This is a genomic window from Maribacter stanieri, assembly GCF_900112245.1.
Taxonomy (GTDB): Bacteria; Bacteroidota; Bacteroidia; order Flavobacteriales; family Flavobacteriaceae; genus Maribacter; species Maribacter stanieri.
This window is the reverse complement of the sequence record NZ_FOYX01000003.1, coordinates 31,274-56,985: the sequence shown is the minus strand read 5'-3', so window position 1 is coordinate 56,985 and position 25,712 is coordinate 31,274. Positions and strand designations below refer to the sequence as shown.

Sequence of the window (25,712 nt, the reverse complement as noted above, 5' to 3'; positions counted from 1 at the left end):
ACAAAAATACTGATAGAAAAAGGATTTCGCTATTTTTGAGATAATGAAGATATCTTTTAAAAACGCCATTGCTATATCCTTAATTCCTCAAATTATAATTGTGAAATGGTTAGGCACGCGTACCGATTTAGTTGAACAATATTACAGTACAGGAATATACCCTGTTATATCAAAGTTTTTTAGATTCCTTTTTGGCTGGGTACCTTTCTCTATTGGCGATATTATTTACTTCATATTAATTTCCCTTGCCATTGGTTATTTAATAATAAAACGGAAAAATATCTGGCAGCACAAACTTCAATTCTTACAAAACATAGTGGTGATACTTTCTGTCGCCTATTTTACATTTCATTTAATGTGGGGAATGAATTATTACAGAGAGCCTTTATCTCAAAAATTGGCATTAGTACCAAATAAAGATTATCAAGACTTACTAGAATTCACACAAAGGTTAATTCAAAAAACAAACGAATCACAAGTAATTATTACAAAGGACTCAACATTACCCGTAAAAATACCATACTCTCAAAAGGAAATTTTTAATAAAACGATTCAAGGTTACGACCATCTAAAAACTATTCACCCTTTCTTGGCTTACGAACGACCAAGTATAAAAAAATCATTATTCAGTACTGGATTAACATATATGGGTTACGCAGGATATTTAAATCCTTTTACCAATGAAGCTCAAGTAAATGACCTACTACCAAATTTTAGGTTTCCTTTTGTTGCAGGTCATGAAATAGGTCATCAATTAGGATACTCAGCAGAAAATGAAACAAACTTTATAGGCTACCTAGTTACTTCTAATAATAAAGACCCATATTTTAAATACGCGGCTTATGCATACGCATTAGGTTATTGTTTAAATGATATACGACGCGCAAATACAGAAGATTTTGATCAAATAATGCTAAAATTAAATTCTGGTGTAAAAAGTAACTTTCAGGAAATGGCAATTTTTTGGAATTCGTATGAGAATCCAATGGAGCCAGTTTTTAAATCTATGTTCGACACATTTCTTAAAGCCAATAACCAAACCGAGGGCATAAGAAGTTACAATGCCGTTGTTTTGTTTTTAGTTGCTTACCATAAAGATCACCCTTTATAAAAGATTAGAACTTCGTGATCCAAATAAGATATATAACACCTTCTTTTAAAATTTTAAGAAAAAAATGACTATTCTTAATTACTACATTAAGAACTGTTAAACAAAAGTGAAATAGACCTATTTTACTGTGGATTCCCAGTATTTTTAAAAGACTAATTCAAACCAAACATAATGAAAAAACTATTTTTTGCGCTATACCTACTTGGGTGTGGCACATTCTTAACTGCACAAGACTATTTCCCTGAAAACGCAGGAGTAAAAGTCAACAACAATAATTATACGGCATTTACTAATGCTAAAATCTTTGTAACCCCTACTCAAATTATTGAAAAGGGTACTTTATTAATTCAACACGGTAAAGTTGTTAGCGCATCTAACTCGGTAAACCTACCTAAAAATGCTGTTGTTATTGATTTGCAAGGTAAATCTATCTATCCATCTTTTATTGATGTGTACTCCAAATTTGGTGTAGAACAAGCTAAAAAGAAACCAGGTAGAGGCAGGTCTACCGAATATGAACCATCTAGAGAAGGTTATTATTGGAACGACCATATTATGCCTGAAACCAAGGCTATTGAAAAATTCACTTATGATGATAAAGAAGCAAAGGTTTTACGTGAAGCAGGTTTTGGCGTTGTAAATTCACACCTACAAGACGGTATTGCCAGAGGCACAGGAGTTTTAATTGCACTAAATGGAAACGGAACCAATGCAAACAGAATATTAGACGATCGTTCTGCCCAATACTTTTCACTGACCAGAAGTATTGCAAAAGGACAATCTTACCCAGGTTCATTAATGGGAACATTAGCACTATTAAGACAGATGTATAGCGATGCCGATTGGTATGCAAAAGGTAACGCCACTACTACAGATTTATCTTTAGAAGCTTTGAATGCAAACAAGGATTTAGTTCAAATATTTGAAGCTAAAGATAAATCTCATGATTTACGTGCAGATAAAATTGGTGATGCAAATGGTATTCAATACACAATCTTAGGTGGAGGAAATGAATTTGAACGTATAGAAGAAATAAAAGCTACGAATGCAAAATACATATTACCTCTTAACTTCCCAGATGCATATGATGTATCTAATCCTTATGCGGTTGGTTATGTATCCCTACAAGATATGCGCTACTGGAACCAAGCCCCTTCTAACCCAAAAGTATTGGCTGAAAATGGAATTCAGTTTTCTCTTACTACACATGATTTAAAATCTCCTGCCAAATTCAAGGAGAAATTAATGAAAGCCATTGAATACGGACTTTCATCTACTAAAGCATTAGAAGCATTGACCACGGTTCCTGCTCAAATCTTAGGGAAATCTAACGAAATTGGGTCTTTAAAATCTGGTTCAATTGCCAACTTCTTAATTACTTCTGGTGATGTTTTTGACAAAGAGACCACGCTTTATGAAAACTGGGTTCAAGGAGCAAAAAGTGTAGTTAATTCAATGGATGCGAAAGACATTAGGGGAGATTATAATTTAACCGTACAAGGCAAAACATATGATGTTTCTATTACAGGCGAAATCTCAAAACCAGCTATCGTAGTAAAACAAGATACTACCAAATTAAGCTCTAAAATTGCTTACGATGCTAATTGGGTTACTATGTCTTTTGCGACAGATAAAGGTGAGAAAACCTATAGAATGATAGGTGCTGTAACCAAAACATCAGACAACTTAACTGGTCGTTTGGTATTGCCAGATGGTACAGAATCTCAATTTACTGCTACCAAGTCCAAATCATTCACTAAAAAAGAAGACGAAAAAAACAAATCCAATGAAGGCGTTAAAATAATGCCCGTTACTTTTCCTAATGTGGGTTATGGTTTTGCAGCTAAACCAAAAGCAGAGAATACATTATTTAAAAATGCCACAGTTTGGACAAGTGAAGAAGCCGGTAATTTAGAAAATACCGATGTACTTGTAAAAAATGGTAAAATAGTTAAGATAGGAAAAGATTTAAGTGCTGGTGGCGCAACTGTAATTGATGCGACCGGAAAGCATTTAACTGCTGGTATTATAGATGAGCATAGTCATATAGCTGCCTTAGCAGTAAACGAAGCAGGTCAAAATAGTTCTGCAGAAGTAAAAATGGAAGATGTTGTAGACCCAGAACACATGGGCATTTACCATTCACTTGCAGGTGGGGTAACTTCATTACAACTACTACATGGCTCAGCAAACCCAATAGGTGGTAGATCTGCCATCTTAAAATTAAAATGGGGTGAAGAAGCAGACGGATTAATTTATGAAAACTCTCCTAAGTTTATAAAATTTGCTTTGGGTGAGAACGTAAAGCAAAGTAACTGGGGAAGTTATTCTCGTTTTCCACAAACTCGTATGGGTGTTGAACAGATGTACATGAATTACTTTCAAAGAGCTAAGGAATATGATACTAAAAAGAAAAATGGCGAGCCATATCGTTATGATGAAGAGATGGAAGTTCTTGCTGAAATCATAAACGGGGAGCGTTTTATTTCTTGTCACTCATATGTACAGAGTGAGATTAATATGATGATGAAAGTAGCAGAACATTTCGGGTTCAGAATTAATACGTTCACTCATATTCTAGAAGGTTATAAGGTTGCCGATAAAATGGTAGAACATGGTGTTGGTGCTGGTACGTTTAGTGACTGGTGGGCATATAAATTTGAGGTTAATGATGCAATACCTTATAATGCTGCCATTATGCAAAAGCAAGGTGTTGTCACCGCAATTAATAGTGATGACCGTGAAATGATCAGAAGATTGAATCAAGAAGCTGCAAAAACCATAAAATATGGTGGCATGTCAGAATTAGAAGCTTGGAAAATGGTAACTATCAACCCAGCTAAACTATTACATCTAGATAATCGTGTAGGCAGTATTAAAGAAGGTAAAGATGCCGACTTGGTTTTATGGTCCGGTAGTCCGTTATCTATATATTCAAAAGCTGAAAAAACAATGATTGAAGGTGTTACTTATTTTGATTTAGAAACAGATAAGAAAAACCGTGAGACCATAAAAAAGGAAAGAAACGAGTTGGTTACCATGATGCTTAAAGAAAAAAGCGGTGGCAAAAAAACTCAAGGACCAAAGCAAAGTGTAAAAAGAGATTTCACTTGCGAAAGCCTTTAATCTCATAATCAACGCTACGTATCAAAATATATAAAACAATTAAAATGAAAAAATTAATAACCTTAGTTATAGCCATTGGTTTTATTATACCAACCATAGGCCAACAAACACCAGGACCTAAGCAAACGGAAGCGATTACCATAGAAGGCGCTACTGCACATTTGGGTAACGGAGAAGTAATAGAAAGTTCCCTAATTATGTTCGAAGATGGGAAAATCACTTTCGTAGGTGATTCAAAAATGAGAATTGCCAGAAAAGGAAAGGTAATAGATGCAACAGGAAAGCATGTTTATCCAGGATTTATTGCTCCTGCTAAAACGTTAGGATTGGTAGAAATCGATGCTGTAAGAGCATCCAATGATGAAGATGAAATCGGTGATTTTATTCCACATGTAAGAAGTTTAATCGCTTATAATGCTGAATCTAAAGTTGTAGAAAGCATGCGACCTAATGGAGTGTTAATCGCTCAAATCGCCCCAACTGGTGGTCGTATTTCAGGTACATCAAGCATTGTACAGTTTGATGCTTGGAACTGGGAAGATGCAGCTATTAAAGTTGATGATGGAGTTCATTTAAACTGGCCAAGCACTTTTAAGCAAGGTCGTTGGTGGGCTGGTGAAGATCCAGGGTACCATCCAAACAAAGATTACAGCGATCAAATTGAAGAAGTAACCTCATTCTTTAAAAATGCGGCAGCATACGGTAAATCTACTCCTAAAGAGGTAAACCCGGCATATGCAGCAATGCAAGGTATATTTGATGGTACTCAAAAACTATATGTACATGCCGATGATGAAAAACAAATAATTGATGCCATCAACACTTTAAAAAGTAATGGTGCCAAAGATGTTGTATTAATAGGTGGTTACCATGCATATAAAATCCCTGAGTTTTTAAAAAGCAACAACATCCCTGTTTTAGTACAGTATACACATAACTTACCTGTTTTTGATGATGATGATTACGACCTACCTTATAAGTTACCAAAATTATTGGTGGATGCTGGTTTATTAGTTGGTATACAAAATTCAGATGCAGAAAACTTTCAAACTAGAAATTTACCATTCTATGCTGGTCAAGCAGCACAGCAAGGTTTAGATAAAGAAATTGCAGTACAATTATTAACTGGTAACACTGCCAAAATATTAGGTATAGATGACCTTTATGGTACTTTAGAAAATGGAAAAAGTGCAACACTATTTATTTCAGAAGGCGATGCACTTGAGATGTCAGGAAATCAATTAACACATGTATTCATTGACGGAAGGTTAGTTTCTTTAGAAACGCACCAAACAGAACTATGGAAACGTTATATGGGTAAATACGAAGGAAAATAAAAACCGGAATTTATATATAAAAAGAGGCTGTCCACAAATGTGGACAGCCTCTTTTATTTTTTAACTTATTTACTTTTTCGCTAATAAAAAACCAAGATATGCCATGGGCATATACGCTACAATTATGTCCAAAGCTGTGAACCACATTGGTCCGCCAAGCAATACAATATTAATAGTACCTCCTATTAAGAAAAATAAACCTACTATTAATGCCATGAGCATTTTTCTAGATGCCGCAATTTTAGCAGCTACAAAAGCACCTACCAAAGTTCCTAAGGCATGAGCTAAAAAAGGGAAAATAAAATTTTGGGGTTCAAATAAATGCATAGTAGCCTTTAACCCTTCCATTGTTGTTATATCTCCGCCTTCTGGTGGCGGAATAATGGAACCACTTACCATAATAATTAGCATATTTACAACACTACCTATAGTTAGTCCGGCTACGACTGCCAAAATATTCTTTACTATCGGATTCATATAGAAAAATTTTATTGGTTATTATCTAGTCTTTATAAATGGTACACTTTCACCCACTTCATAAATATCCTCTCTAGGTTCTAAGCATATAAAACCATCAGCTTTTGTTAAACTGGTTAAATCCCCAGAGCCATTCTCATTAACTGGAACAGCCCAAATTATACCATCTTTTACTATTGTACTCACTTGAATAAATCTGGTTAAGGGTTGTGTAATTGTAAATGCTACGAACAGTTTAATATACGATTTATCTATTAAAATTCCCCAAGAGGTGTGTAGCCAAGGCAAAAAATACAAATGGTAATTAGCAAACGTCGAAACGGGATTTCCTGGAAAAGAGAAAATAACTGTTTTCAGTTTTGGGTAAATACCAAACCAAAATGGTTTACCCGGTCTTTGAGCAACTCTATGAAATACCTTTTCTACCCCTAAAGATTCCATGACTTCTGGAATAAAATCGAACTTACCTTTAGACACTCCTCCACTTAGTAAAAGCACATCGTTTTCAGTTAGAGCTTTCTCCAATTCATTTTTTATTAGCTCTTTCTCATCTAATAAATGGAGAGAACTGGCTTCAATTTTAGAATTCAATAATGCCGCTTCAATAGTCAGCATATTCGATTTTCGTATTTGGTGTGGTTTGGGAGTTTCATTAACGGCAACCAATTCATTCCCCGTAGCTATTGTACACACTTTTGGATTGCCCTTAACCTTTACCATTGCTTTCCCTACCGTAGCCATCACCCCTATTTCCGCAGGTGTAATTTTTGTGCCTTTAGAAAGTAGCAATGCTCCTAATTTCTCATCGCTACCTTGGTAATGTATATTCTGACCTTTAGTAACTTCCTTATTTAATGTAGCTATTCCGTTTTCAATAGAAATATGCTCATACATAATCACAGTATCACAATTTTCAGGCACAACTGCACCGGTCATTACCTCTAAACAATTGTTCTTATCATTCAAAACTTGTTGAACCACACCCGCAGCAGCTTCACCTTCAATTGTGAAAATGTGAACATTATTAATAAGAGTTGAATACTGAATGGCAATACCATCTTTGGTGGCACGATCAAAAGGCGGAAAGTCTCGATCGGCAAAAATGTCTTCTGCCAATATTCTATTTAAGCTATCCATAAGTGAAACGATCTCTATACCTAAGTCTAGAGGATGATCTAATACTTTTTGAAATGCTTCTTTAAATGTTATCATAGATTTAAAGGTAAAACTATTATAAACTTTACTCTTGAAGATTTGTAGCAATATTAATTTGAAATTTTAAAACAAGCCCAAACCATTAACCAATAATACTCGAATACCTACTACAAATACCAATAAAGCAGTAACCCTTTTAATACCATTTGCCGATAGTTTTTTAAGACTGATGCGAATACCTAACTGTCCGCCAAGAAGAACCGCTATAACCAAGCAAATAGTCTCTCGCCACGGTAATGACAATGAATCGCTTGTTATCAATCCAAATAATCCGGAAACCGAATTAACCAAAATAAAGAAACTGGCAAGAGCAGCTATTTTTATAGCTTTATTCCATCGTAAATGATTTAGAACGGGAGCTAAAAATATACCTCCACCGATGCCTACTAATCCTGATAAGAATCCGATTCCCGCCCCTAACACATAACTTAAATAGTTAGGGTAATCTTCCACTTCTTTTTTTGATTTATCAATTTCAACCGTCTGAACAGCCAAAAACAATGCGGAAAGAATAAGTGAGCATCCTAAAATTATAAAAAAAACGCTTTCTTTTAATCGGAATGTTGCGCCTATGTAGGCTAACGGAATACTCGCCAAAACAAAAGGAAGAAAATCTTTTAGTTTTGCATGACTATTTTTAAAATAGAGATACGTACTACCTGAAACTACCACCAAATTACAAACCAATGCAATAGACCGGATGGCAAAAAAACTAGTCAATACAAGTGTCAATAATGCCAAATAGCTAGAGCCACCACCAAAACCTACAGAAGAATACAAGGTCGCAATGATAAAAAAACCAATGCATAAAAACACCAATTGCTCAATAGGTATCAACATAATTTTTCATCTGGTTCATACCTCCGCTTACATTGACAAAATCTTTACCTGGGAATAATTCTTGCATCTTGATAATTGCCTTTTTACTTCGTACACCAGATTGGCAAATAACATAAACCGTCGTTTCTAAATCAACCTCAGCCACTCTATTGGTTAGTTCACCTAAAGGAATATGTTTGGCTTCTTTTAAATGTTGTCTTTGAAATTCTTTTACAGTGCGCACATCAATTAGCTCAACAGCCTGTTCCATCAGAATGGTATTAAATTCTTCAGCTTTTACTGATTTCAAAGGAAGCTCACAGTCAAACTCGTAGCTAGTTGCGAATGTTTTAATTTCATTGTTACCTGGTTGCAACTTGAACTTCATTTGTTGTGTTCGTTGAGTAAGCGTGTCAAAAATTAACAGTACGCCTGATAACACCTCTCCTATTTCTGCAATAATCTTTACTACTTCTAAAGTTTGTAGATTACCAATAATACCAGGCAAAATACCTAATACGCCATTTTCATTACAATTAGGCACCACATCTGCCGCAGGCATGGTAGGGAACAAACAACGATATGTTGGTCCTCCTAGATAATTAAACACACTTACCTGACCTTCAAAAGCATGTAATGCCCCATATACAAATGGTTTATTCTCAATTACACAAGCATCATTAATTAAATACCTAGTTGGAAAATTATCTGTAGCATCAACAATTACATCATATTCTTTGATAATATCAAGAGCATTAGCGACAGTTAAATAGGTTTGATAAGTTTCTATTTGAGTATTAGAATTTTGACGCAACAATTGATCTTTAGCGGCTAATACTTTAGAAGTACCAACCATTTCTTCCGTATACAATACCTGACGATGTAAATTAGATAAAGAAACCACATCAGCATCTACGATACCTAAAGTACCCACACCCATAGCATTTAAATAGGTTAAAACAGGAACTCCTAATCCGCCAGCACCAACCACAAGCACTTTGGCCTGGTTAAGTTTTTGCTGTCCTTCAATTCCAAAACCATTTAAATTTATTTGTCTTTGATAACGTTCTTCGTTCATAGAGCTATTTTAAGTAGCGCTTCTTCATATTCTGCTCTTGAATTGGCATTGAGCAGTACTTCTTTTTGTTTTGGAAACACCAAATTCACATCGGCATTAATCAAAAATTTCCTAGGGCAAGAACCATTGCCTGCTTCTAAATAAGCTATAGATTGCTTAAGCGCTTCTGGTTCCCAAATTGCGCAAAGTGGCTCAGGTAATGGGTTAGTTGCATCTGCAAATGCGCTAGCTATCTTCTCCGTATTTCTAGCAACGATTAATTCTTGCAGTGCCTTTTTATCCATTAACGGTAAATCGCACGCTAACACTAACCAAGCCGCTTCCGGATGTGCAATATGCGCGGATAATAAGCCATTGTATGGACCTCTAAAATCATCCTTATCAATTATGGTATTAAAAGTATTTGGAATTTCTTTCTCTTGATCTTTTCGAATACTTAGAAATGTTTGCTCGCAAACTTCGTTCAACAAATGATATAAATGTTCACGTTGTGGTAAATCATGATAAGTTATTAACCCCTTATCCTCTCCCATTCTTGTACTTTTTCCTCCAGAAAGCACTAATCCGTATAACTTAGCGTTGGAAATCATTTTTCCCTCCTGTTTTTTGTTCTAATTGAATTGCTCCTATCACGATATCTTGAGAAAGAGCTTTGCACATGTCATAAATTGTTAATGCTGCTATTGAAACTCCAGTTAAAGCTTCCATCTCTACACCAGTTTTCTCATTACATTTTACAGTACATATAATTTGAAATGAATCTATACTTGGTTCAATTTCTACATTAATTTTAGACAAGTTTATTTGGTGACATAAAGGAATTAATTCTGAAGTTTTCTTTACCCCTTGTATACCGGCAATAACAGCGGTTTGTACTATACTTCCCTTTTTACCAACAAAATCTTGATCAGACAACGATTTAAATACTTCTGATGGAAATTTAATAGTTCCACTAGCAATGGCAGTGCGAACTGAAGCTACCTTTTTAGAAACATCTACCATGGTAGCATTACCCGATTCATCTATATGTGATAATTTTTTCTGCATTACCCTCCTATTGAAGTCATTGAATTACTGAATACGTCTTTATATTTTTCTTGAGCTTCAAAACCTGTTTTAGCCCTACTACCTACAGCCTTTAAAATTTGTTCTTTGATATTTTCAGTTACATCATCACCTCTCATTATATCTCTTAAATTCATACTTGCTTTAGCATATAAGCAAGTGATAACATCCCCTGTAGCCGAAATTCGTAACCGGTTACAGCTTCCGCAAAAAGTTCTGCTAAAAGATGGAATTACGCCAAAAGTCCCTTTAAAACCAGGAATTTTATAATTTAATGATGTGGATGTCTTTGGGGATTCTAATTTATAATACTCAGAATGTGTATTTCTAATGTGTTCAAGAATTGTCTTAAAATCCCATTTTATAGTTTGGAATTTTTTAGACCCGCCGTTAAAAGGCATTTCTTCAAGAAAACGCACAGATACATCATAATGCTTTGTAAGCTCTAACATCGGAATTATATCTTCTGTGTTCTGACCTTCTAATGCTATGAAATTAATACGAACATTAAAGCCTTCTGTAATTAAACGAATGATATTATTATACACCACATCATATTCATTACGTCGTGTAATACGTTCAAAAGTCTCACGATTAATAGCATCCATACTTACGTTGATATTCTTAATACCCAACTCCTTCAATTCATTAATATGCGGACCTATAAGCGTAGCATTCGTAGTAACCGATATATCATTTAGCCCTTCTAATTTGGATAAACTACGCAACAGCACCATAAGATCTTTACGAACAAAAGGTTCGCCACCCGTAATTCTTATTTTGTCAATGCCCTGAGCAACTACAATTTCACTTAACCTTACCAACTCATCGATGGTAAACAATTTGTCATTTTTTGCAAAATTGATTCCCTCCTCAGGCATACAATAATTACAGCGCAGATTACAACGATCTGTAACCGCCAACCGCAGGTAATTAATTGCTCTATTATGATTATCTACTAACATTTTTTTTCTTCAAATTCAATCTCAAAAATCGCTATTCATTTTTCTCCAATAAGAAAGCAGTATTTTATTTATGGATGTGCAGAAACCCAAACGGTTTTATTCTTGAATTTCTCTTTTTTCCAAATGGGAACGGTTTCCTTCAAGGTATCAATTAAAAACCGACAGGCTTCAAAACAAGCATCCCGGTGTGCAGATGATGCCCCTACAATAACTACAGGTTCTTCAACACTTTTTTCCCCCACGGCATGTCTTATAACCACTTTGTTCAAACCCCATCTTGCTAAAGCTGCATCAGCAATTTTACCCATTTCTTTCAGAGCCATAGCTTCGTATGTTTCAAATTCTAAGGCAACAACCTCTTCATTATTTGTAAACTCACGAACAGCACCAACGAAAACACAAATTCCGCCACTATTAGCATCGCTTAATTCAGCATACACCTTTGCGGTATCTATTACATCAACTATCTCTATTACTTTCTTCATTAGCCTCCGCTTACTGGTGGTATTATTGCTATTTCTTCATTACCGTTTAATAGTACACTATCATCAGCATATTCACTATTGACCGCTACCGCTAATGAATTTAATTTTGAAAATTCAGGATAACTTTCAATAAGTCGCTTCTTTAATGAAGCAACGCTAGTAGGTTTTAACTCATTAGAAAAACTGATTTCTGAACTACCTACGATATCTTTTGTAATGCCAAAAAAAAGTACATTCATAATCATCTAAAATTAGATTAATTCCAAGTTACTTATAAAAAACAAGGTGCCATAAAAATGGCACCTATTTTAAAATAATTATATGATTTTGAAAATACTTCTACTCTACAATTACTGCATTCTCAGGCTTAGAATAAAAATCCATTGGCATCGCTTCTTTAGACAATCTAGCATTTTCAAAATTTACTGTTTTAACAGCTCCTTTTAAAACACCTTCTTCAACTTTATGCCATGTAATAGCTTTAGGTAACAATATATCATTGACCTTTACCCATTCTCCATAATTTATCCAATTAATTTTTGTTGAAGGCTCTCCACTGAAATATGTCATAGTATAACCTAACCATTTCATCTCATACGTTTTTGCATCATAATGAATATAATATTCATCTGTAGAAGAAGCACCTACTCCGCTGTTATAAGTGATTTTATAACCAGGATATGCAACACCGTCATATTCTAATGCACTAACTTCTTCATATTTAATACCCTCATCTGATAATACAAATGGCATAGCATAGAAGTAAAACATTAAGTTGTGGTAGAACTTTGGCTTACCTTCATAATCACCTGTATTATCTAACAACCAAACATCACTACCATTATAACCTAGCGCATATGTTGGAGTAGAAATTTTATCAAATCTTTTACGAAGATCTATGGTTTGTACTTCGTTAAACTCGGTATTAGGCATTTCAAAATTTAAGGTTTGGTAGCCTTTCCAGGTGTTTAATCCTCCGTGGGCTTCAAATACCTTAATTAATTCCGCTGGATATTTATCTAAATTCACCTGTGCTACAACTTCCTCAGCAGCTTCAGTTATCATTTCTTTTTTAGGAGCATCTTTACATGAAAAAATAGCCAGAGCTAAAACTAAAAGGTAAAACTTGTTCATAATTTAAATTACTTATTTATTATTTTTTGAAACCGCTTAGTCGAGAAACTATATGAGACTTACTAATTTGACTTATTTTTGCACTACATGCAAGTAACGAAACATATAAGCAGTACACAAAACCCTCTAATAAAGAAGGTTTTACTATTAAAAGAAAAATCTAGAGAACGTAAAAAAACGGGTCTTTTTGTTCTGGAAGGTTTACGTGAATTGCAAATTGCTTTTAATAGTTTATATGAGATAGAAACAGTTTTCTACTGTGATGACATCATAGAAAATTCTGAAAGCAATACTATTTTAAAATCTTACAACATAGACAAACTTATATCTGTTAGCTTAGATGTGTATAAGAAGATAGCATACCGAGATACCACAGAGGGAGTTATAGCTATAGTAAAAGGTAAAGACCACCAACTTGCAAGTCTAAGTTTTGACACTAAAAACCCTTTAATTTTAATTGCCGAAGCACCAGAAAAACCCGGCAATATCGGAGCTTTATTACGAACTGCAGATGCTGCCAATTTAGATGCTGTTTTCATTGCCAACCCAAAGGCAGATTTATATAACCCCAATATAATTCGCTCTAGTGTGGGCTGTATTTTTTCCAGAACTATTAAAATGGGGAGTACAACGGAAATTATTTCCTATTTAAAAAAAGAAAGGTTTAATATATTTTGCGCAGCACTTTCCGCTTCTAAAGATTATACTACTGTAGATTTTAAAGAACCAACTGCAATAGTAGTAGGCACCGAGCATTCTGGCTTAAGTGATGAGTGGCTACAAAATGCTACCCAAAACATAATTATACCAATGGAAGGCGAAATAGATTCTATGAACGTTTCGGTATCTGCGGCAATACTTATCTTTGAAGCCAAACGCCAACGTAAATTAAACAACTAATACATATACTTTTTTTATTGAAATTTCCGTTTGGAACAACACTATATGGATAAATCACTAGTTTTCTATTGCATTCTTTTTATTCTAATTGGGGAGTTCATTCTTGCAACGGTAATGAACTACTTAAACGCAAAACGTTTTAAAGACCCAATACCAAAAGACCTTAGCGATGTTTACAATTTAGAAGAATATGCAAAATCTCAAGATTACAAACTAACCAATTATAAGTTTGGCATTTTCACGTCGATCTTTTCATTGACACTAATACTTTTATTTTTATTTTTTGGCGGATTTGCTTGGGCAGATAACATTGCCCAGAGCCAAAGTGAAAACATTATTATTCAAGCACTAATTTTCTTTGGTATTATTATGATTGGAAGTGATATTCTAAACATTCCATTTTCATATTACCAGACTTTTATAATCGAGGAAAAATTCGGTTTTAATAAAACATCTAAAGCCACCTTTTTTGTAGACAAACTAAAGCAATGGGCAATGACGGTTGTTGTTGGCGGGGGCATTTTATCCTTGGTTATTTGGTTTTTTCAATGGGCAGGAACAAACTTTTGGCTTTACACTTGGGCACTTGTTGCAGTCTTTACTTTATTCATGAATTTATTCTATAGCAAGTTGATTGTACCGTTATTCAACAAGCAAGAACCTTTAGAAGCAGGTAGCCTAAAAGAAAAGATTGAAAATTATGCAGCTCAAGTAGGTTTTGATCTTCAAAACATTTTTGTCATTAATGGATCTAAACGCTCTACAAAAGCCAATGCCTATTTTTCAGGATTTGGAAAAGAAAAAAGAGTGACATTGTATGACACTTTGATCAATGATTTAGAAGAAGAAGAAATTGTTGCAGTTTTAGCCCATGAAATAGGCCACTATAAGAAAAAGCACATTATTTTTAATTTGGCTACTTCAATTCTGTTAACCGGTCTAATGCTATTAATTCTATCCTTATTTATTAATAACCCAGAAGTTTCATTGGCTATCGGTGTAAATAGACCTAGTTTTCATGCGGCATTAATAGGCTTTGGTATACTATATAGTCCTATTTCAGAAATTACCGGACTATTAATGAACCATTTTTCTAGAAAATTTGAATACCAAGCAGATGATTATGCAAAGCATACTTATGCAGCATTACCATTGGTAACATCTTTGAAGAAGCTATCAAAAAACAGTCTTAGCAACTTAACTCCACATCCGGCATATGTTTTCATGCATTATTCCCATCCACCGTTAATAGACCGCATACGTAATTTAAAGGCATAATTTTTGTTGCTCATCATATAAGATTATCTTATTTTTAATCTAGTATGACACAGGCAGCAATAGAAGAAGAAAATAAGCTTATAGCTCACGAGTACAAAGAATTATTGCGTATTAGCTACCAAACCCTAACGGATGAGGATAAAAAACTAATACGTAGTGCTTTTGAGATAGCTGTTGATGCGCACAAAAATCAACGTAGAAAATCTGGAGAAGCCTATATTTTTCATCCTATAGCGGTTGCAAAAATAGTAGCATCAGAAATTGGTTTAGATGCAGTATCTATTGCATCTGCATTACTACATGATGTCGTAGAAGATACAGAGTACACTTTAGATGATATTGACCGTATGTTCGGTGAAACCGTGGCACGCATTGTTGACGGACTCACAAAAATATCTCATTTAAAGAAAGACATGAATATCTCCCAACAAGCGGAGAACTTCAGAAAAATGTTGTTGACTTTAAATGATGATGTACGTGTAATCATTATTAAAATTGCCGATCGATATCACAACATGCTTACCATGGACTCCATGCCAGAGCATAAGCAAGTTAAAATTGCTTCTGAGACCTTATACATTTATGCCCCTTTAGCACACAGAATAGGTCTTTACAATATTAAATCAGAGCTAGAAGATTTAAGTCTAAAATATACGGAACCTGAAGTCTATAATTCCATAAAGGATAAAATAGAGGACAGCAAAGAAGAGCAACAAGCCTATATTGATGCTTTCTCTGGAACAATTGATAATTCTCTAAAAAAGGAAGGACTCAATTATATTATTAAAGGGAGGATGAAATCTATCTTCTCGATGCGTAAAAAGATGATTGCCCAAAATGTCACTTTTGAGGAAATCTATGACAAATTCGCAATAAGAATTATCTATAAATCTGATGTACAGAATGAAAAGTTTCTTGCATGGAAGATTTACTCTATAGTAACAGATCACTTCACCCCTAACCCAGTTAGATTACGTGATTGGATTTCGTCTCCAAAATCTACCGGTTATGAAGCCTTGCATATTACCGTAATGGGACCTAAAGGAAAATGGGTAGAAGTACAAATTAGAAGTGAACGTATGCATGAAATAGCCGAAAAAGGTTATGCTGCACACTTTAAATACAAACATGGAGATCAAAAAGAACAAGGTATAGAGGTTTGGCTAAACAAACTTCAAGAAGCTTTGGAAAATGCTAATACCAATGCAGTTGACTTTGTTGAAGAGTTTAAGCTGAATTTATATTCAAAAGAAATATTTGTATTTACGCCAAAAGGGGAATTAAAATCTTTACCCAAAGGCGCTACACCGTTAGATTTTGCATTTAATATCCATACTGAAGTAGGTATGCGAACCAGAGGTGCAAAAGTCAATGGAAAACTGGTTCCTTTAAACACGACACTTTCTAGTGGAGACCAAGTAGAAATTATTACATCTGACCAAGCAAAACCAAATCAAAACTGGTTAGATTATGCAACCACTGCCAGAGCAAGAGCTAAAATTAAATCCGTTTTAAGGGAGGAGAAGAAATCTGTTGCCGAAGATGGAAAAGAAATATTACGAAGAAAACTTAAGTCACAAAAAATTTCGCTTAACGAAGATTCCATTAATAAAATGGTATCCTTCTTTAAACTAAAAACAAGTTTAGACTTATTTTATAGAGTGGGCATTGGCTCTATCGATAATACCATGCTCAAAGATTTCGCATCTTCTTATAGTAACGCTTTCATTAGCTTCTTTAAGAACAGAATGCGAAAATCGCCTACGCAAGAAGATATCAATAAGGATGAAATTACATCTAAATATGATATGCTTGTTTTTGGTAAAGAAGAAGAAAAATTAGAATATAAACTTTCTCAATGTTGCAACCCTATTCCTGGGGACGATGTCTTTGGTTTTGTTAGTGTATCTGAAGGAATTAAAGTTCATAAGAAAAATTGCCCTAATGCAATTTCATTACAATCTAATTATGCCTATCGTATTATAAGTGCTAAATGGATAGATTCTTCGCAACAAGAATACCAAGCGGACATAGTATTGACGGGTATTGACAACTTAGGACTAGTAAGTGATATCACAGAGGTTATATCTGATATTATGCATGTTAATATGCGAAATTTAAATTTCAGTACCGATGGTGGAACTTTTAAAGGAAAAATTACCGTAGTGGTCAAAAATAAAGCTGTATTAAAAAAGCTGACCGATAATCTTATGAACATCAACGGTATTGATAAAGTTACACGTATTTAGAAAAAGGAAATTAAAATTTAACTGTACCTTTGTGTATTAATAAGTAAATATGTCTTCTGATAAAAATCAAGAAATTGTAAAAAACGTCTTCACAGCCTTTTTGGAGGACAAAGGACATAGAAAAACACCTGAACGCTACGCTATTCTTCAAGAAATTTACGAGAGTGACGAGCATTTTGATATAGAATCACTTTATATTAAAATGAAGAATAAAAATTATCGCGTTAGTAGGGCTACACTTTACAACACAATAGAGCTTCTTTTAGATTGTAAATTGGTTCGCAAGCACCAGTTTGGTAAAAATCAGGCGCAATATGAAAAATCTTATTTTGATCGCCAACACGATCACGTAATTTTAACAGATACGGGTGAGGTAATGGAATTTTGTGATCCGCGTATACAATCTATAAAGCAAACAATAGAAGAGGTTTTTGATATTACAATCAACACACACTCCCTTTATTTTTATGGGACTAAAAATACTCCTGCTAAAGACGCAGGCAAAAAAGAAATTAAATAGAACTAACCAAGTATATAATATTTAGATGGCAGTAGATTTATTGTTAGGCCTACAATGGGGTGACGAAGGAAAAGGGAAAATTGTTGATGTATTAACTCAAGATTACGACATTATTGCTCGTTTTCAAGGTGGACCAAATGCTGGACACACTTTGGAATTCGACGGAATAAAACATGTTCTACACACTATCCCTTCAGGAATTTTTCATGAAAATGCAGTGAACGTAGTTGGTAACGGTGTGGTTATAGACCCAGTTATTTTCCAAAAAGAATTAGATGCATTAAAGAAATTTAATTTAGATATAAAGTCTAAATTATTCATTTCAAGAAAGGCACATTTAATTTTACCTACACACAGATTATTAGATGCCGCTTCAGAAGCATCTAAAGGAAAAGCTAAAATAGGTTCTACGTTAAAAGGTATTGGTCCAACTTACATGGACAAAACCGGCAGAAACGGTATGCGTATTGGAGATTTAGAATTAAGCGATTGGAAAGAAAAATATCGCAGTTTAGCCAATAAGCATGAAGCTATGATCAGTTTCTATGATGTGGACATTCAATATGATCTTGCCGAACTAGAGGCTGACTTTTTTAAAGCTGTAGATGAATTAAAGCAATTAACTTTTATTGATAGTGAAGAATATTTATACCAAGCTCAAAAAGCAGGAAAAAAAATATTGGCAGAAGGCGCCCAAGGTTCTTTATTAGATATTGATTTTGGAACATATCCATTTGTAACCTCATCTAATACAACTGCCGCTGGTGCTTGTACAGGCTTAGGGGTAGCACCAAATCAAATTGGAGATGTAAAAGGTATTTTCAAGGCGTATACCACAAGAGTTGGTAGCGGTCCTTTCCCTACAGAGCTATTTGATGAAGATGGTGAGACTATGGGTCGTGTAGGTAATGAATTTGGCGCTACTACCGGTAGACCAAGACGTTGCGGATGGTTAGATTTAGTTGCTTTAAAATACGCAGTTCGTGTAAACGGAGTAACGGAATTAATGATGATGAAAGGTGATGTACTTAGCGGATTCAAAAAACTTAAGGTTTGTACCGCTTATAACTACAAAGGAGAACAAATAGAGCATTTCCCTTTTAATATTGAAGCGGAAAATGTAACTCCTGTGTATTCAGAAATGGATGGTTGGAAAGAAGATTTAACAAAAATGACTTCTGCTGATCAGTTACCAAAAGCACTTAATGAGTATATAGATTTTCTAGAAAAAGAATTAGAAGTGCCAATTAAAATTGTTTCTGTAGGACCAGACAGAACTCAAACAATTCTAAGGTAGACATTTAGCGACCAGAACAGGTTGTTCAACTTACAAGAATGGCGATATAGGGAAATACCTTTATCGCCATTCTTTTTTTTTGTATTTTCCATACTGTGCAAAATTTACATTTTCACAATTCAACAACAACTTATATACAAATCAACTAATGAAAAAAACAACCTACACTATGCTTCTTTTATTTCTTGTTTTAGCTACGGCATGCAAAACAGAAAAAAAAGAAAAAGTTGAAGAGCAGGTCGCTAAAGAACAAAAATCTGAAGGGGAATGGATAACCTTATTCGATGGCGAAACTACGAAAGGCTGGCGCGCATACAACGGAAAAGAATTACCCCCTGGCTGGATTGCAAAAGACGGTGAACTACAATTTGACACAGAGTTAGGAAAAGAACAAGATTATACCGGCGGTACGGACATTATATATGGCGATGAGGAATTTGAAAATTTTGAACTGTATGTAGAATGGAAATTACCAAAGGGTGGCAATAGCGGTATTTTCTACCATTTAAAAGAGGGTTACGACAGTCCACCAGAAGTATCTCCAGAATATCAATTGATCGATGATGAAAACTATGCCAGTATTCATGATTTAACCGATTACAACTTAAGCTTAGGATATACTGATAAACCGGAAGAGCTTAAACCTTTACAACAAACTGCTTCTGACTATGCCATGCATGCTGCAGACCCAGAAGGTAAAATATTACACCCAGTAGGTGAATGGAACACTACTAGAATCATATTTACACCAGAGCAAGTTGAGCACTGGTTAAATGGGAAAAAAGTAGTTTCATTTGTTCCTTGGGACGATGCATGGTACGAAAAAAAGAATTCGGACAAATGGAAGAACAGCGAAGATTATGGCAAGTTCAAAACTGGATACATTGGTTTTCAAGATCATTCCAGTCCTATCTGGTTCCGCAACATAAAAATTAAAAAACTATAATCACCACACCAATGAATAAAAGAGATTTTATAAAAAACGCAGCCGCATTGTCCACATTCGTATTATTACCCTCTGGACTTTGGTCATGTAAGAAAGAGGAAAAAAAACTAACCAGACTTCGTACGGCACATATTGGTGTTGGCAACATGGGAGCGGAAGATTTGAAAGCAATTTCATCTCATGCTAAAGTTGATGTAACTGTATTATGTGATGTAGATGCTAATAATTTGGCCGCAGCAAAAGAGCTACATCCAAATGCAAAAACATATACAGATTATAGGGTGATGTTAAAAGAAATGGGCGATGAAATAGATGCTGTAGTCGTTTCTACACCAGACCATACTCATGCACCAGCTTCAATGATGGCAATGGAAATGGACAAACCAGTTTATTGTCAAAAACCACTTACCCATTATGTATCTGAAGCTAGAGCAATGAACAAGCTAGCAGAAGAAAAAGGTTTGGTTACCCAAATGGGAATTCAAGTACATTCATTTTATGATTATAAACTTGCTACCTTACTAATACAATCAGGCATCATTGGAAAAGTACATACAGTACGTGCATGGTCACCAAAAGATTGGGGATATGACGGAACTGAGCCAACAGGATCAGATCCCATTCCAGAATCATTAGATTGGAATTTATGGTTGGGGACTTCTGCAGAAAGACCATATAAAGAAGGTTTCTATCACCCTGGAAACTGGAGAAAACTTGTAGACTATGGTTGTGGAACCTTAGGGGATATGGGCGTTCATATATTTGATACACCATACAATGCTTTAAACCTACAAGTTCCAAAAACCATTAAAAATGAATGTAGAGAACCAAACGGTTTTGGTTTTCCGCAGAAAAATGTAGTAACCTATGAATTTCCACAGACTGAATATACTGCAGAAACTTTAAAATGGGTGTGGTATGACGGCCCTGGCGCTCCGGAAGATCATGAAGATTTAATATTACCAGGCGCAAAGAGCACGACTTCTACCGAAGATACTTCAAAAGAATCAATGGAAGATAAAATGTCTCTAGATACCAAGGAAGCTGGTGAAGGAACGTTACCAGACCAAGGGGCTATGTTCATTGGCGAGAAGGGTAGATTATTACTTCCTCACTTTATGCAACTACCTAAGAAAATAGTAGATGGTGAATATGTAGATATATCTGCAGAAATAGAAGCTGTAGAAAAAGCCAATAATATGGGCAAACCTATCCGTAACTATGATACTGAAGGACCTAAACATTATCATCAATTTGTAGATGCATGTTTGGGCACCGATAAAACCACCGCACCTTTTTCATATGCATCTAGACTAACGGAAACTATTTTGTTAGGTGTAATTGCCGGCAGATTCCCAAATCAAGTTTTACATTGGGACAGTGAAAATGCCAAGTTCGCTGAAGAAGAAGCCAATGCTTTTCTAGAAGGTGATTATAGAAATTTCTAAATCATACTGTAAAATAACAAAAACCACTTTCGAGTGGTTTTTTTATATCTATATTTAAAGGTACCAACCTCAAACAACATACTCAATAATGACAAAAATCTTTACCTTACCTTTTAGATTAGCCTTGCTATTCATTAGTATTCTAATGATTTACAGTTGTACCGAAAACAAAGAACCGCTAGTACAGATAACACCTCATTCTTCCATTGTTTTAATAGGAAACAATTTAGGCTCTAGAATGCTAAATTATGGCAGTCTAGAGACTGAATTACAACTTCGGCACCCAAACGATTCACTTATAATTAGAAACATGTGCGATGGTGGTGACACACCTGGTTTTAGACCACATTCAGGTCGTGTTTCTCCTTGGGCTTTTCCCGGAGCAGAAAAATTTCAGTCAGAACTAGCACAAAATTCTGGCAGCGAAGGAGTTTTTGAAACTCCAGATGAATGGCTATCACGATTAGAAGCTGATATAATCTTAGCCTTTTTCGGCTACAATGAATCTTTTGAAGGTGCTGCTGGCTTAGAAAATTATAAGACGGAATTAGATGCATTTATAAAACACTCCCTAAGTCAGAAATATAATGGTTCTACCACTCCACAATTGGTAATCGTTTCGCCTATTGCTTTTGAAAATATATCAGACCATGTAGATGTACCAAATGGTGATTTAGAAAATGAAAATCTCAAATTATTGGCAGATGCAATGAAAGCAATATCTGCAAGTAATAATATACCATTTATAGACGTATACAATCCTTCAAAAAAATGGTTTGAGAACCCTGAAACTGATTTCACTATAGATGGTTCTCAATTAAACGAAGAAGGATATAATAAGCTCGCTGAATTCTTAGCCGATAAACTTACCGGGAATAAAGCTATAAAATCAGAAGAAAAAAGAGTAGCGGTAAACGATGCTGTTAAAGAGAAAAATTTCCATTGGCACAACGATTATAAAATTCCCAATGGTGTCCATGTTTTTGGTAGAAGACATGCACCTTATGGTCCAGATAACTATCCATTTGAAATAAAGAAAACAAGACAACTTACTACAATTAGAGATTCATCTATTTGGGCAACTGCAGTAGGGAATACCTATGATATAAAATCAGCTGATGCACTCACAAGCAAACTACCTATTGTAGAAACCAATTACAACTTAGGCAACGGGGAAGACATTACTCATTATAAATATGGTGAAGAAGCCATAGAAACCTTGACGGTACCTAAAGGTTATAAAGTAGAACTATTCGCTTCAGAAAAAGAATTTCCAAATCTGGCCAATCCTGCACAGATATCTTTTGATAATAAAGGTAGATTATGGGTCGCTACCCTACCCTCTTACCCGCATTACAAACCTGGTGACACAAAGCCAGATGACAAAATCATCATATTAGAAGATACCGACAATGATGGTAAGGCAGATAAAGAAACTGTCTTTGCCGATAAATTACATTTACCCATAGGCTTTGAATTTACTCCTGAAGGAGTTTATGTAAGTCAAGGCACCAACTTAAAACTTTACACAGACACCGATGGTGATGACAAGGCAGATAAAGTAGAAATAGTATTAAGTGGATTTGACGACCACGATACACACCATGCTATTTCAGCATTTTGTGCAGACCCTTCAGGTGCATTTTACATGTCTGAAGGAGTTTTTCTCCATACGAATGTTGAAACCTCATACGGACCAGTTAGAGCTACCAATGGTGGATTTTACAGATACAATCCACAGAGAAAACACTTAGAACGCACACTACAGGTTCCAATACCAAATCCATGGGGAATTGCATTTGACGAATGGGGTCAAGATTTCTTTTTACACACCTCAGGCCCCAAAGTAAACTGGATGATGCCAAGCTCGCTAAAACCAATTTATGGTATTGCATCTCCATTGACCGAAGAATTGGTTGAAGAAGCACATCGGGTTAGACCAACTTCTGGAATGGAATTTATATCTAGCAGCCATTTCCCTGACGAAGTTCAAGGAGATATGTTATTAGCAAATTCTATCGGTTTCTTAGGTTTAAAGCAACATCAAATGATGGAAAATGGTACAGGCTACAAATCTAAACACAGACAAGATTTAATAACTAGTACCGATCCAAATTTTAGACCTGTTGAAATGGAAATTGCACCTGATGGATCATTATATGTAGTTGATTGGCACAATGTATTAATAGGTCATATGCAGCATAATGCCCGTGATCCATTAAGAGATCATGTACATGGTAGAATTTATAGAATTACCTACCCTTCTAGACCTTTGGTTGAACCCGCTAAAATTGACGGAGCTTCAATAGCGCAATTATTTGAAAATTTAAAATTACCTGAATACAGAACTCGTTATAGAACCCGTCGTGAATTACGAGGAAGAAATACAGATGAAGTGCTTGGTTATTTAAATACTTGGGTGAACAACTTAGACAAAGACGATTCTAATTACGACCATAACCGTTTAGAAGCTTTATGGGTTTCATGGGGATTAAATAAAGTAGATGCACCACTTTTAGAAGCCTTATTAAAATCTGATGACCACAGAGTTCGCGCTGCCGTTGTTAGGGTAATTCGATATATGAGGCATCAATTGAACAATTCTCAAGATTTATTGAAAATTGCCGCAACAGATAAACATGGAAGGGTTCGTTTAGAGGCTATTACAGCTGCATCATGGTTACCAAAATCTGAAGGCATGGAAATATTAGAAGTTGCTAGAAAGTATCCATTAGATGAATGGATGCAAGACTCTTTTAATTTTGCCGAAACTAGGTTAACCGGTAATTTTTTAGAAGAGGCTTCAGAAAAAATACTTGCCTCCCACCTAAAAGGCGATGATTTAGAAGTTTTCGCAAAGGGAAAGAAAATTTATGAAACCGAAGGCTATTGTATAACCTGCCACCAAGAAGCGGGTACGGGTTTACAAAAAGCCGGCTACCCAACTTTAGTAGGGCAAGAATGGGTTCTAGGAGATGAAGAACGGCTGATAAAATTAGCATTGCACGGACTTTACGGTCCAATGAACATAATGGGTAATCATTATGAAGGTCAGGTACCTATGATGGCTTTCAAAGGACTTTTAAAAGATGATGAAATTGCAGCAGTTCTTACTTATGTTAGAAATTCCTTTGGTAACAAGGCATCAGTTATTGACCCCAATAAAGTGAAAGAGGTCAGAGCAGCAACTAAGGATCGTAACAGTTTTTATACACCAGATGAGTTGCTTAATGAACATCCAATGAAATAAATAATAATAAAATTAATCCTATGAAATTGAAATATATAGCACTACTTTTTTTAAGTATACTAACCGCATGCGGCGAAAAAACGAAAGAAAGCAAAGAGACTAATTTGAGAGATGAAGTTAAGCCTCCTCACATTGTATTTGTTACAGGAGAAGAAGAGTATCGTTCAGAAGAATCTTTCCCAATGTTAGCCAAGTTGGCAAAAAGAGAATTGGGCGCTAAGGTTACAGTTGTCTATTCTGTAGATAGTTTGGGTTATATTGACCCTAATAGAACAGACCATATTGCTGGGTTAGAAGCATTAGAAACTGCAGATTTAATGGTAGTATTTATGCGTTTTAGAAATCTTCCTAAAACCGAGCGTGATTATATCACCAACTATGTAGAATCTGGCAAGCCTATGGTTGGTTTTAGAACCACTTCACATGCTTTTAAATATGACAATGATTCTACATTAATTGAATTTAATAATGCTTGGCCCGCAAAAGTTTTTGGTCAACAATGGATTACCCACCATGGTCATTTTGATGATGGCAAGTACCCGGTGACAAATATATCTATCAAAGAAGGTCATGAAAACAACCCAATATTAAATGGTTTTTCTGAATTTGAAGCTTATTCATGGCTATATCATGTAGACGGTGGGGATTGGAAATTACAAGGAGATAGTGAACCAATTTTAATGGGGCATTCAACAAAATCTCAACATGAAATAAATGGTAAGTTAGATGAGTACTCTTTGGACAACCCTGTAGCATGGACCAAAAGTTATACGGGAACATCAGGCAAAAAGGCTAGAATTTTCTTTACCACCCTTGGGCATCCTTATGATTTAAAATTACCTGTTACGCGAAAAATAGTAATGAACGGAATTTATTGGGCTTTAGGTAAAGAAGATAGCATACCCAAAGATGGCGTTAATGTCACTTTAGATGAACCTTTTCTACCTAATAATTCTGGATTCGGTCAAAAATTTAAAAAGAATCGTAAACCAGAGCCTATATTATAGCACTT

At 35.1% G+C, this 25,712-nt stretch carries 22 protein-coding genes; 12 read left to right on the top strand and 10 right to left on the bottom strand.

The window, feature by feature from the left end:
* Nucleotides 1-43 precede the first annotated feature (43 nt).
* The 3 genes from BM296_RS14180 (at nt 44) to BM296_RS14170 (ending at nt 5,574) form a co-directional block, all read left to right on the top strand.
* Nucleotides 44-1,111: a DUF3810 domain-containing protein gene (locus BM296_RS14180; RefSeq protein WP_091903909.1), complete on the top strand. Its 1,068-nt coding sequence runs from the start codon at nt 44-46 to the stop codon at nt 1,109-1,111.
* A gap of 171 nt (nt 1,112-1,282) precedes the next feature.
* The gene (locus tag BM296_RS14175) at nt 1,283-4,237 is read left to right on the top strand and encodes an amidohydrolase family protein (protein WP_091903907.1); all 2,955 of its coding nucleotides are present in this window, start codon (nt 1,283-1,285) and stop codon (nt 4,235-4,237) included.
* A 44-nt stretch (nt 4,238-4,281) separates the two neighbouring features.
* The gene (locus BM296_RS14170; protein WP_091903905.1) at nt 4,282-5,574 is read left to right on the top strand and encodes an amidohydrolase family protein; all 1,293 of its coding nucleotides are present in this window, start codon (nt 4,282-4,284) and stop codon (nt 5,572-5,574) included.
* 69 nt (nt 5,575-5,643) lie between these two features.
* On the opposite strand, the gene BM296_RS14165 is transcribed toward BM296_RS14170, so the two are convergent.
* From BM296_RS14165 to BM296_RS14120, 10 genes are all read right to left on the bottom strand, one after another.
* Nucleotides 5,644-6,051, bottom strand: coding sequence for a hypothetical protein (locus BM296_RS14165; protein ID WP_091903903.1), 408 nt, complete (start codon nt 6,049-6,051; stop codon nt 5,644-5,646).
* A 21-nt stretch (nt 6,052-6,072) separates the two neighbouring features.
* Complete coding sequence (locus tag BM296_RS14160) at nt 6,073-7,263, bottom strand: molybdopterin molybdotransferase MoeA (RefSeq protein ID WP_091903901.1); 1,191 nt, start codon at nt 7,261-7,263, stop codon at nt 6,073-6,075.
* A 66-nt stretch (nt 7,264-7,329) separates the two neighbouring features.
* Nucleotides 7,330-8,106 (bottom strand): sulfite exporter TauE/SafE family protein, encoded by a 777-nt coding sequence (locus BM296_RS14155; RefSeq protein WP_091903899.1) that lies wholly within the window; start codon nt 8,104-8,106, stop codon nt 7,330-7,332.
* The gene (gene moeB / locus BM296_RS14150; RefSeq protein WP_091903897.1) at nt 8,090-9,163 is read right to left on the bottom strand and encodes a HesA/MoeB/ThiF family protein; all 1,074 of its coding nucleotides are present in this window, start codon (nt 9,161-9,163) and stop codon (nt 8,090-8,092) included. The genes BM296_RS14155 and moeB overlap by 17 nt, the downstream gene beginning before the upstream one ends.
* Nucleotides 9,160-9,753 carry an NTP transferase domain-containing protein gene (locus BM296_RS14145; protein ID WP_091903895.1) on the bottom strand — a complete coding sequence of 198 codons (594 nt, stop codon included), beginning with the start codon at nt 9,751-9,753 and terminating at the stop codon, nt 9,160-9,162. The genes moeB and BM296_RS14145 overlap by 4 nt, the downstream gene beginning before the upstream one ends.
* Nucleotides 9,737-10,210, bottom strand: a complete 474-nt coding sequence (moaC, locus tag BM296_RS14140; protein ID WP_027066409.1) for a cyclic pyranopterin monophosphate synthase MoaC — start codon at nt 10,208-10,210, stop codon at nt 9,737-9,739. The genes BM296_RS14145 and moaC overlap by 17 nt, the downstream gene beginning before the upstream one ends.
* Nucleotides 10,210-11,193 carry a GTP 3',8-cyclase MoaA gene (gene moaA, locus BM296_RS14135; RefSeq protein ID WP_091903893.1) on the bottom strand — a complete coding sequence of 328 codons (984 nt, stop codon included), beginning with the start codon at nt 11,191-11,193 and terminating at the stop codon, nt 10,210-10,212. Before moaA ends, moaC begins: the two co-directional genes overlap by 1 nt.
* Nucleotides 11,194-11,261: 68 nt before the next feature.
* The gene (locus BM296_RS14130; RefSeq protein WP_091903891.1) at nt 11,262-11,678 is read right to left on the bottom strand and encodes a molybdenum cofactor biosynthesis protein MoaE; all 417 of its coding nucleotides are present in this window, start codon (nt 11,676-11,678) and stop codon (nt 11,262-11,264) included.
* On the bottom strand, nt 11,678-11,917 hold the full coding sequence (locus BM296_RS14125; RefSeq protein ID WP_027066406.1) for a MoaD/ThiS family protein: 240 nt from the start codon (nt 11,915-11,917) through the stop codon (nt 11,678-11,680). The genes BM296_RS14130 and BM296_RS14125 overlap by 1 nt, the downstream gene beginning before the upstream one ends.
* Nucleotides 11,918-12,017: 100 nt before the next feature.
* A complete protein-coding gene (locus BM296_RS14120) occupies nt 12,018-12,812 on the bottom strand; it encodes a DUF6503 family protein (protein ID WP_091903889.1) in 795 nt (264 codons plus the stop codon).
* A gap of 87 nt (nt 12,813-12,899) precedes the next feature.
* Here BM296_RS14120 and BM296_RS14115 point away from each other — a divergent pair, with 87 nt between their 5' ends.
* From BM296_RS14115 to BM296_RS14075, 9 genes are all read left to right on the top strand, one after another.
* The gene (locus BM296_RS14115) at nt 12,900-13,712 is read left to right on the top strand and encodes a TrmH family RNA methyltransferase (protein WP_091903887.1); all 813 of its coding nucleotides are present in this window, start codon (nt 12,900-12,902) and stop codon (nt 13,710-13,712) included.
* A 45-nt stretch (nt 13,713-13,757) separates the two neighbouring features.
* Nucleotides 13,758-14,990, top strand: a complete 1,233-nt coding sequence (locus BM296_RS14110; RefSeq protein ID WP_091903885.1) for a M48 family metallopeptidase — start codon at nt 13,758-13,760, stop codon at nt 14,988-14,990.
* 44 nt (nt 14,991-15,034) lie between these two features.
* Nucleotides 15,035-17,239 carry a RelA/SpoT family protein gene (locus BM296_RS14105; protein WP_027066402.1) on the top strand — a complete coding sequence of 735 codons (2,205 nt, stop codon included), beginning with the start codon at nt 15,035-15,037 and terminating at the stop codon, nt 17,237-17,239.
* A gap of 49 nt (nt 17,240-17,288) precedes the next feature.
* Nucleotides 17,289-17,759 (top strand): Fur family transcriptional regulator, encoded by a 471-nt coding sequence (locus BM296_RS14100; protein WP_027066401.1) that lies wholly within the window; start codon nt 17,289-17,291, stop codon nt 17,757-17,759.
* A gap of 25 nt (nt 17,760-17,784) precedes the next feature.
* A complete protein-coding gene (locus tag BM296_RS14095) occupies nt 17,785-19,056 on the top strand; it encodes an adenylosuccinate synthase (protein WP_027066400.1) in 1,272 nt (423 codons plus the stop codon).
* A 148-nt stretch (nt 19,057-19,204) separates the two neighbouring features.
* On the top strand, nt 19,205-20,002 hold the full coding sequence (locus BM296_RS14090) for a 3-keto-disaccharide hydrolase (protein WP_091903883.1): 798 nt from the start codon (nt 19,205-19,207) through the stop codon (nt 20,000-20,002).
* Between the two features lie 11 nt (nt 20,003-20,013).
* Nucleotides 20,014-21,450 carry a Gfo/Idh/MocA family protein gene (locus BM296_RS14085; protein ID WP_091903881.1) on the top strand — a complete coding sequence of 479 codons (1,437 nt, stop codon included), beginning with the start codon at nt 20,014-20,016 and terminating at the stop codon, nt 21,448-21,450.
* Between the two features lie 88 nt (nt 21,451-21,538).
* Entirely contained in the window at nt 21,539-24,700 is a 3,162-nt protein-coding gene (locus tag BM296_RS14080) for a PVC-type heme-binding CxxCH protein (protein WP_091903878.1), read from the top strand.
* Between the two features lie 20 nt (nt 24,701-24,720).
* Complete coding sequence (locus BM296_RS14075) at nt 24,721-25,707, top strand: ThuA domain-containing protein (RefSeq protein WP_091903876.1); 987 nt, start codon at nt 24,721-24,723, stop codon at nt 25,705-25,707.
* Nucleotides 25,708-25,712: the final 5 nt, after the last annotated feature.

Coding starts and splice junctions, on each gene's coding strand:
- BM296_RS14125 (WP_027066406.1), bottom strand. CDS start 11,917: ATGAATGTACTTTTTTTTGGCATTACAAAAGATATCGTAGGTAGTTCA.
- BM296_RS14170 (WP_091903905.1), top strand. CDS start 4,282: ATGAAAAAATTAATAACCTTAGTTATAGCCATTGGTTTTATTATACCA.
- moeB (WP_091903897.1), bottom strand. CDS start 9,163: ATGAACGAAGAACGTTATCAAAGACAAATAAATTTAAATGGTTTTGGA.
- BM296_RS14085 (WP_091903881.1), top strand. CDS start 20,014: ATGAATAAAAGAGATTTTATAAAAAACGCAGCCGCATTGTCCACATTC.
- BM296_RS14110 (WP_091903885.1), top strand. CDS start 13,758: ATGGATAAATCACTAGTTTTCTATTGCATTCTTTTTATTCTAATTGGG.
- BM296_RS14180 (WP_091903909.1), top strand. CDS start 44: ATGAAGATATCTTTTAAAAACGCCATTGCTATATCCTTAATTCCTCAA.
- BM296_RS14155 (WP_091903899.1), bottom strand. CDS start 8,106: ATGTTGATACCTATTGAGCAATTGGTGTTTTTATGCATTGGTTTTTTT.
- moaA (WP_091903893.1), bottom strand. CDS start 11,193: ATGTTAGTAGATAATCATAATAGAGCAATTAATTACCTGCGGTTGGCG.
- BM296_RS14105 (WP_027066402.1), top strand. CDS start 15,035: ATGACACAGGCAGCAATAGAAGAAGAAAATAAGCTTATAGCTCACGAG.
- moaC (WP_027066409.1), bottom strand. CDS start 10,210: ATGCAGAAAAAATTATCACATATAGATGAATCGGGTAATGCTACCATG.
- BM296_RS14120 (WP_091903889.1), bottom strand. CDS start 12,812: ATGAACAAGTTTTACCTTTTAGTTTTAGCTCTGGCTATTTTTTCATGT.
- BM296_RS14130 (WP_091903891.1), bottom strand. CDS start 11,678: ATGAAGAAAGTAATAGAGATAGTTGATGTAATAGATACCGCAAAGGTG.
- BM296_RS14175 (WP_091903907.1), top strand. CDS start 1,283: ATGAAAAAACTATTTTTTGCGCTATACCTACTTGGGTGTGGCACATTC.
- BM296_RS14115 (WP_091903887.1), top strand. CDS start 12,900: ATGCAAGTAACGAAACATATAAGCAGTACACAAAACCCTCTAATAAAG.
- BM296_RS14145 (WP_091903895.1), bottom strand. CDS start 9,753: ATGATTTCCAACGCTAAGTTATACGGATTAGTGCTTTCTGGAGGAAAA.
- BM296_RS14080 (WP_091903878.1), top strand. CDS start 21,539: ATGACAAAAATCTTTACCTTACCTTTTAGATTAGCCTTGCTATTCATT.
- BM296_RS14160 (WP_091903901.1), bottom strand. CDS start 7,263: ATGATAACATTTAAAGAAGCATTTCAAAAAGTATTAGATCATCCTCTA.
- BM296_RS14075 (WP_091903876.1), top strand. CDS start 24,721: ATGAAATTGAAATATATAGCACTACTTTTTTTAAGTATACTAACCGCA.
- BM296_RS14095 (WP_027066400.1), top strand. CDS start 17,785: ATGGCAGTAGATTTATTGTTAGGCCTACAATGGGGTGACGAAGGAAAA.
- BM296_RS14100 (WP_027066401.1), top strand. CDS start 17,289: ATGTCTTCTGATAAAAATCAAGAAATTGTAAAAAACGTCTTCACAGCC.
- BM296_RS14165 (WP_091903903.1), bottom strand. CDS start 6,051: ATGAATCCGATAGTAAAGAATATTTTGGCAGTCGTAGCCGGACTAACT.
- BM296_RS14090 (WP_091903883.1), top strand. CDS start 19,205: ATGAAAAAAACAACCTACACTATGCTTCTTTTATTTCTTGTTTTAGCT.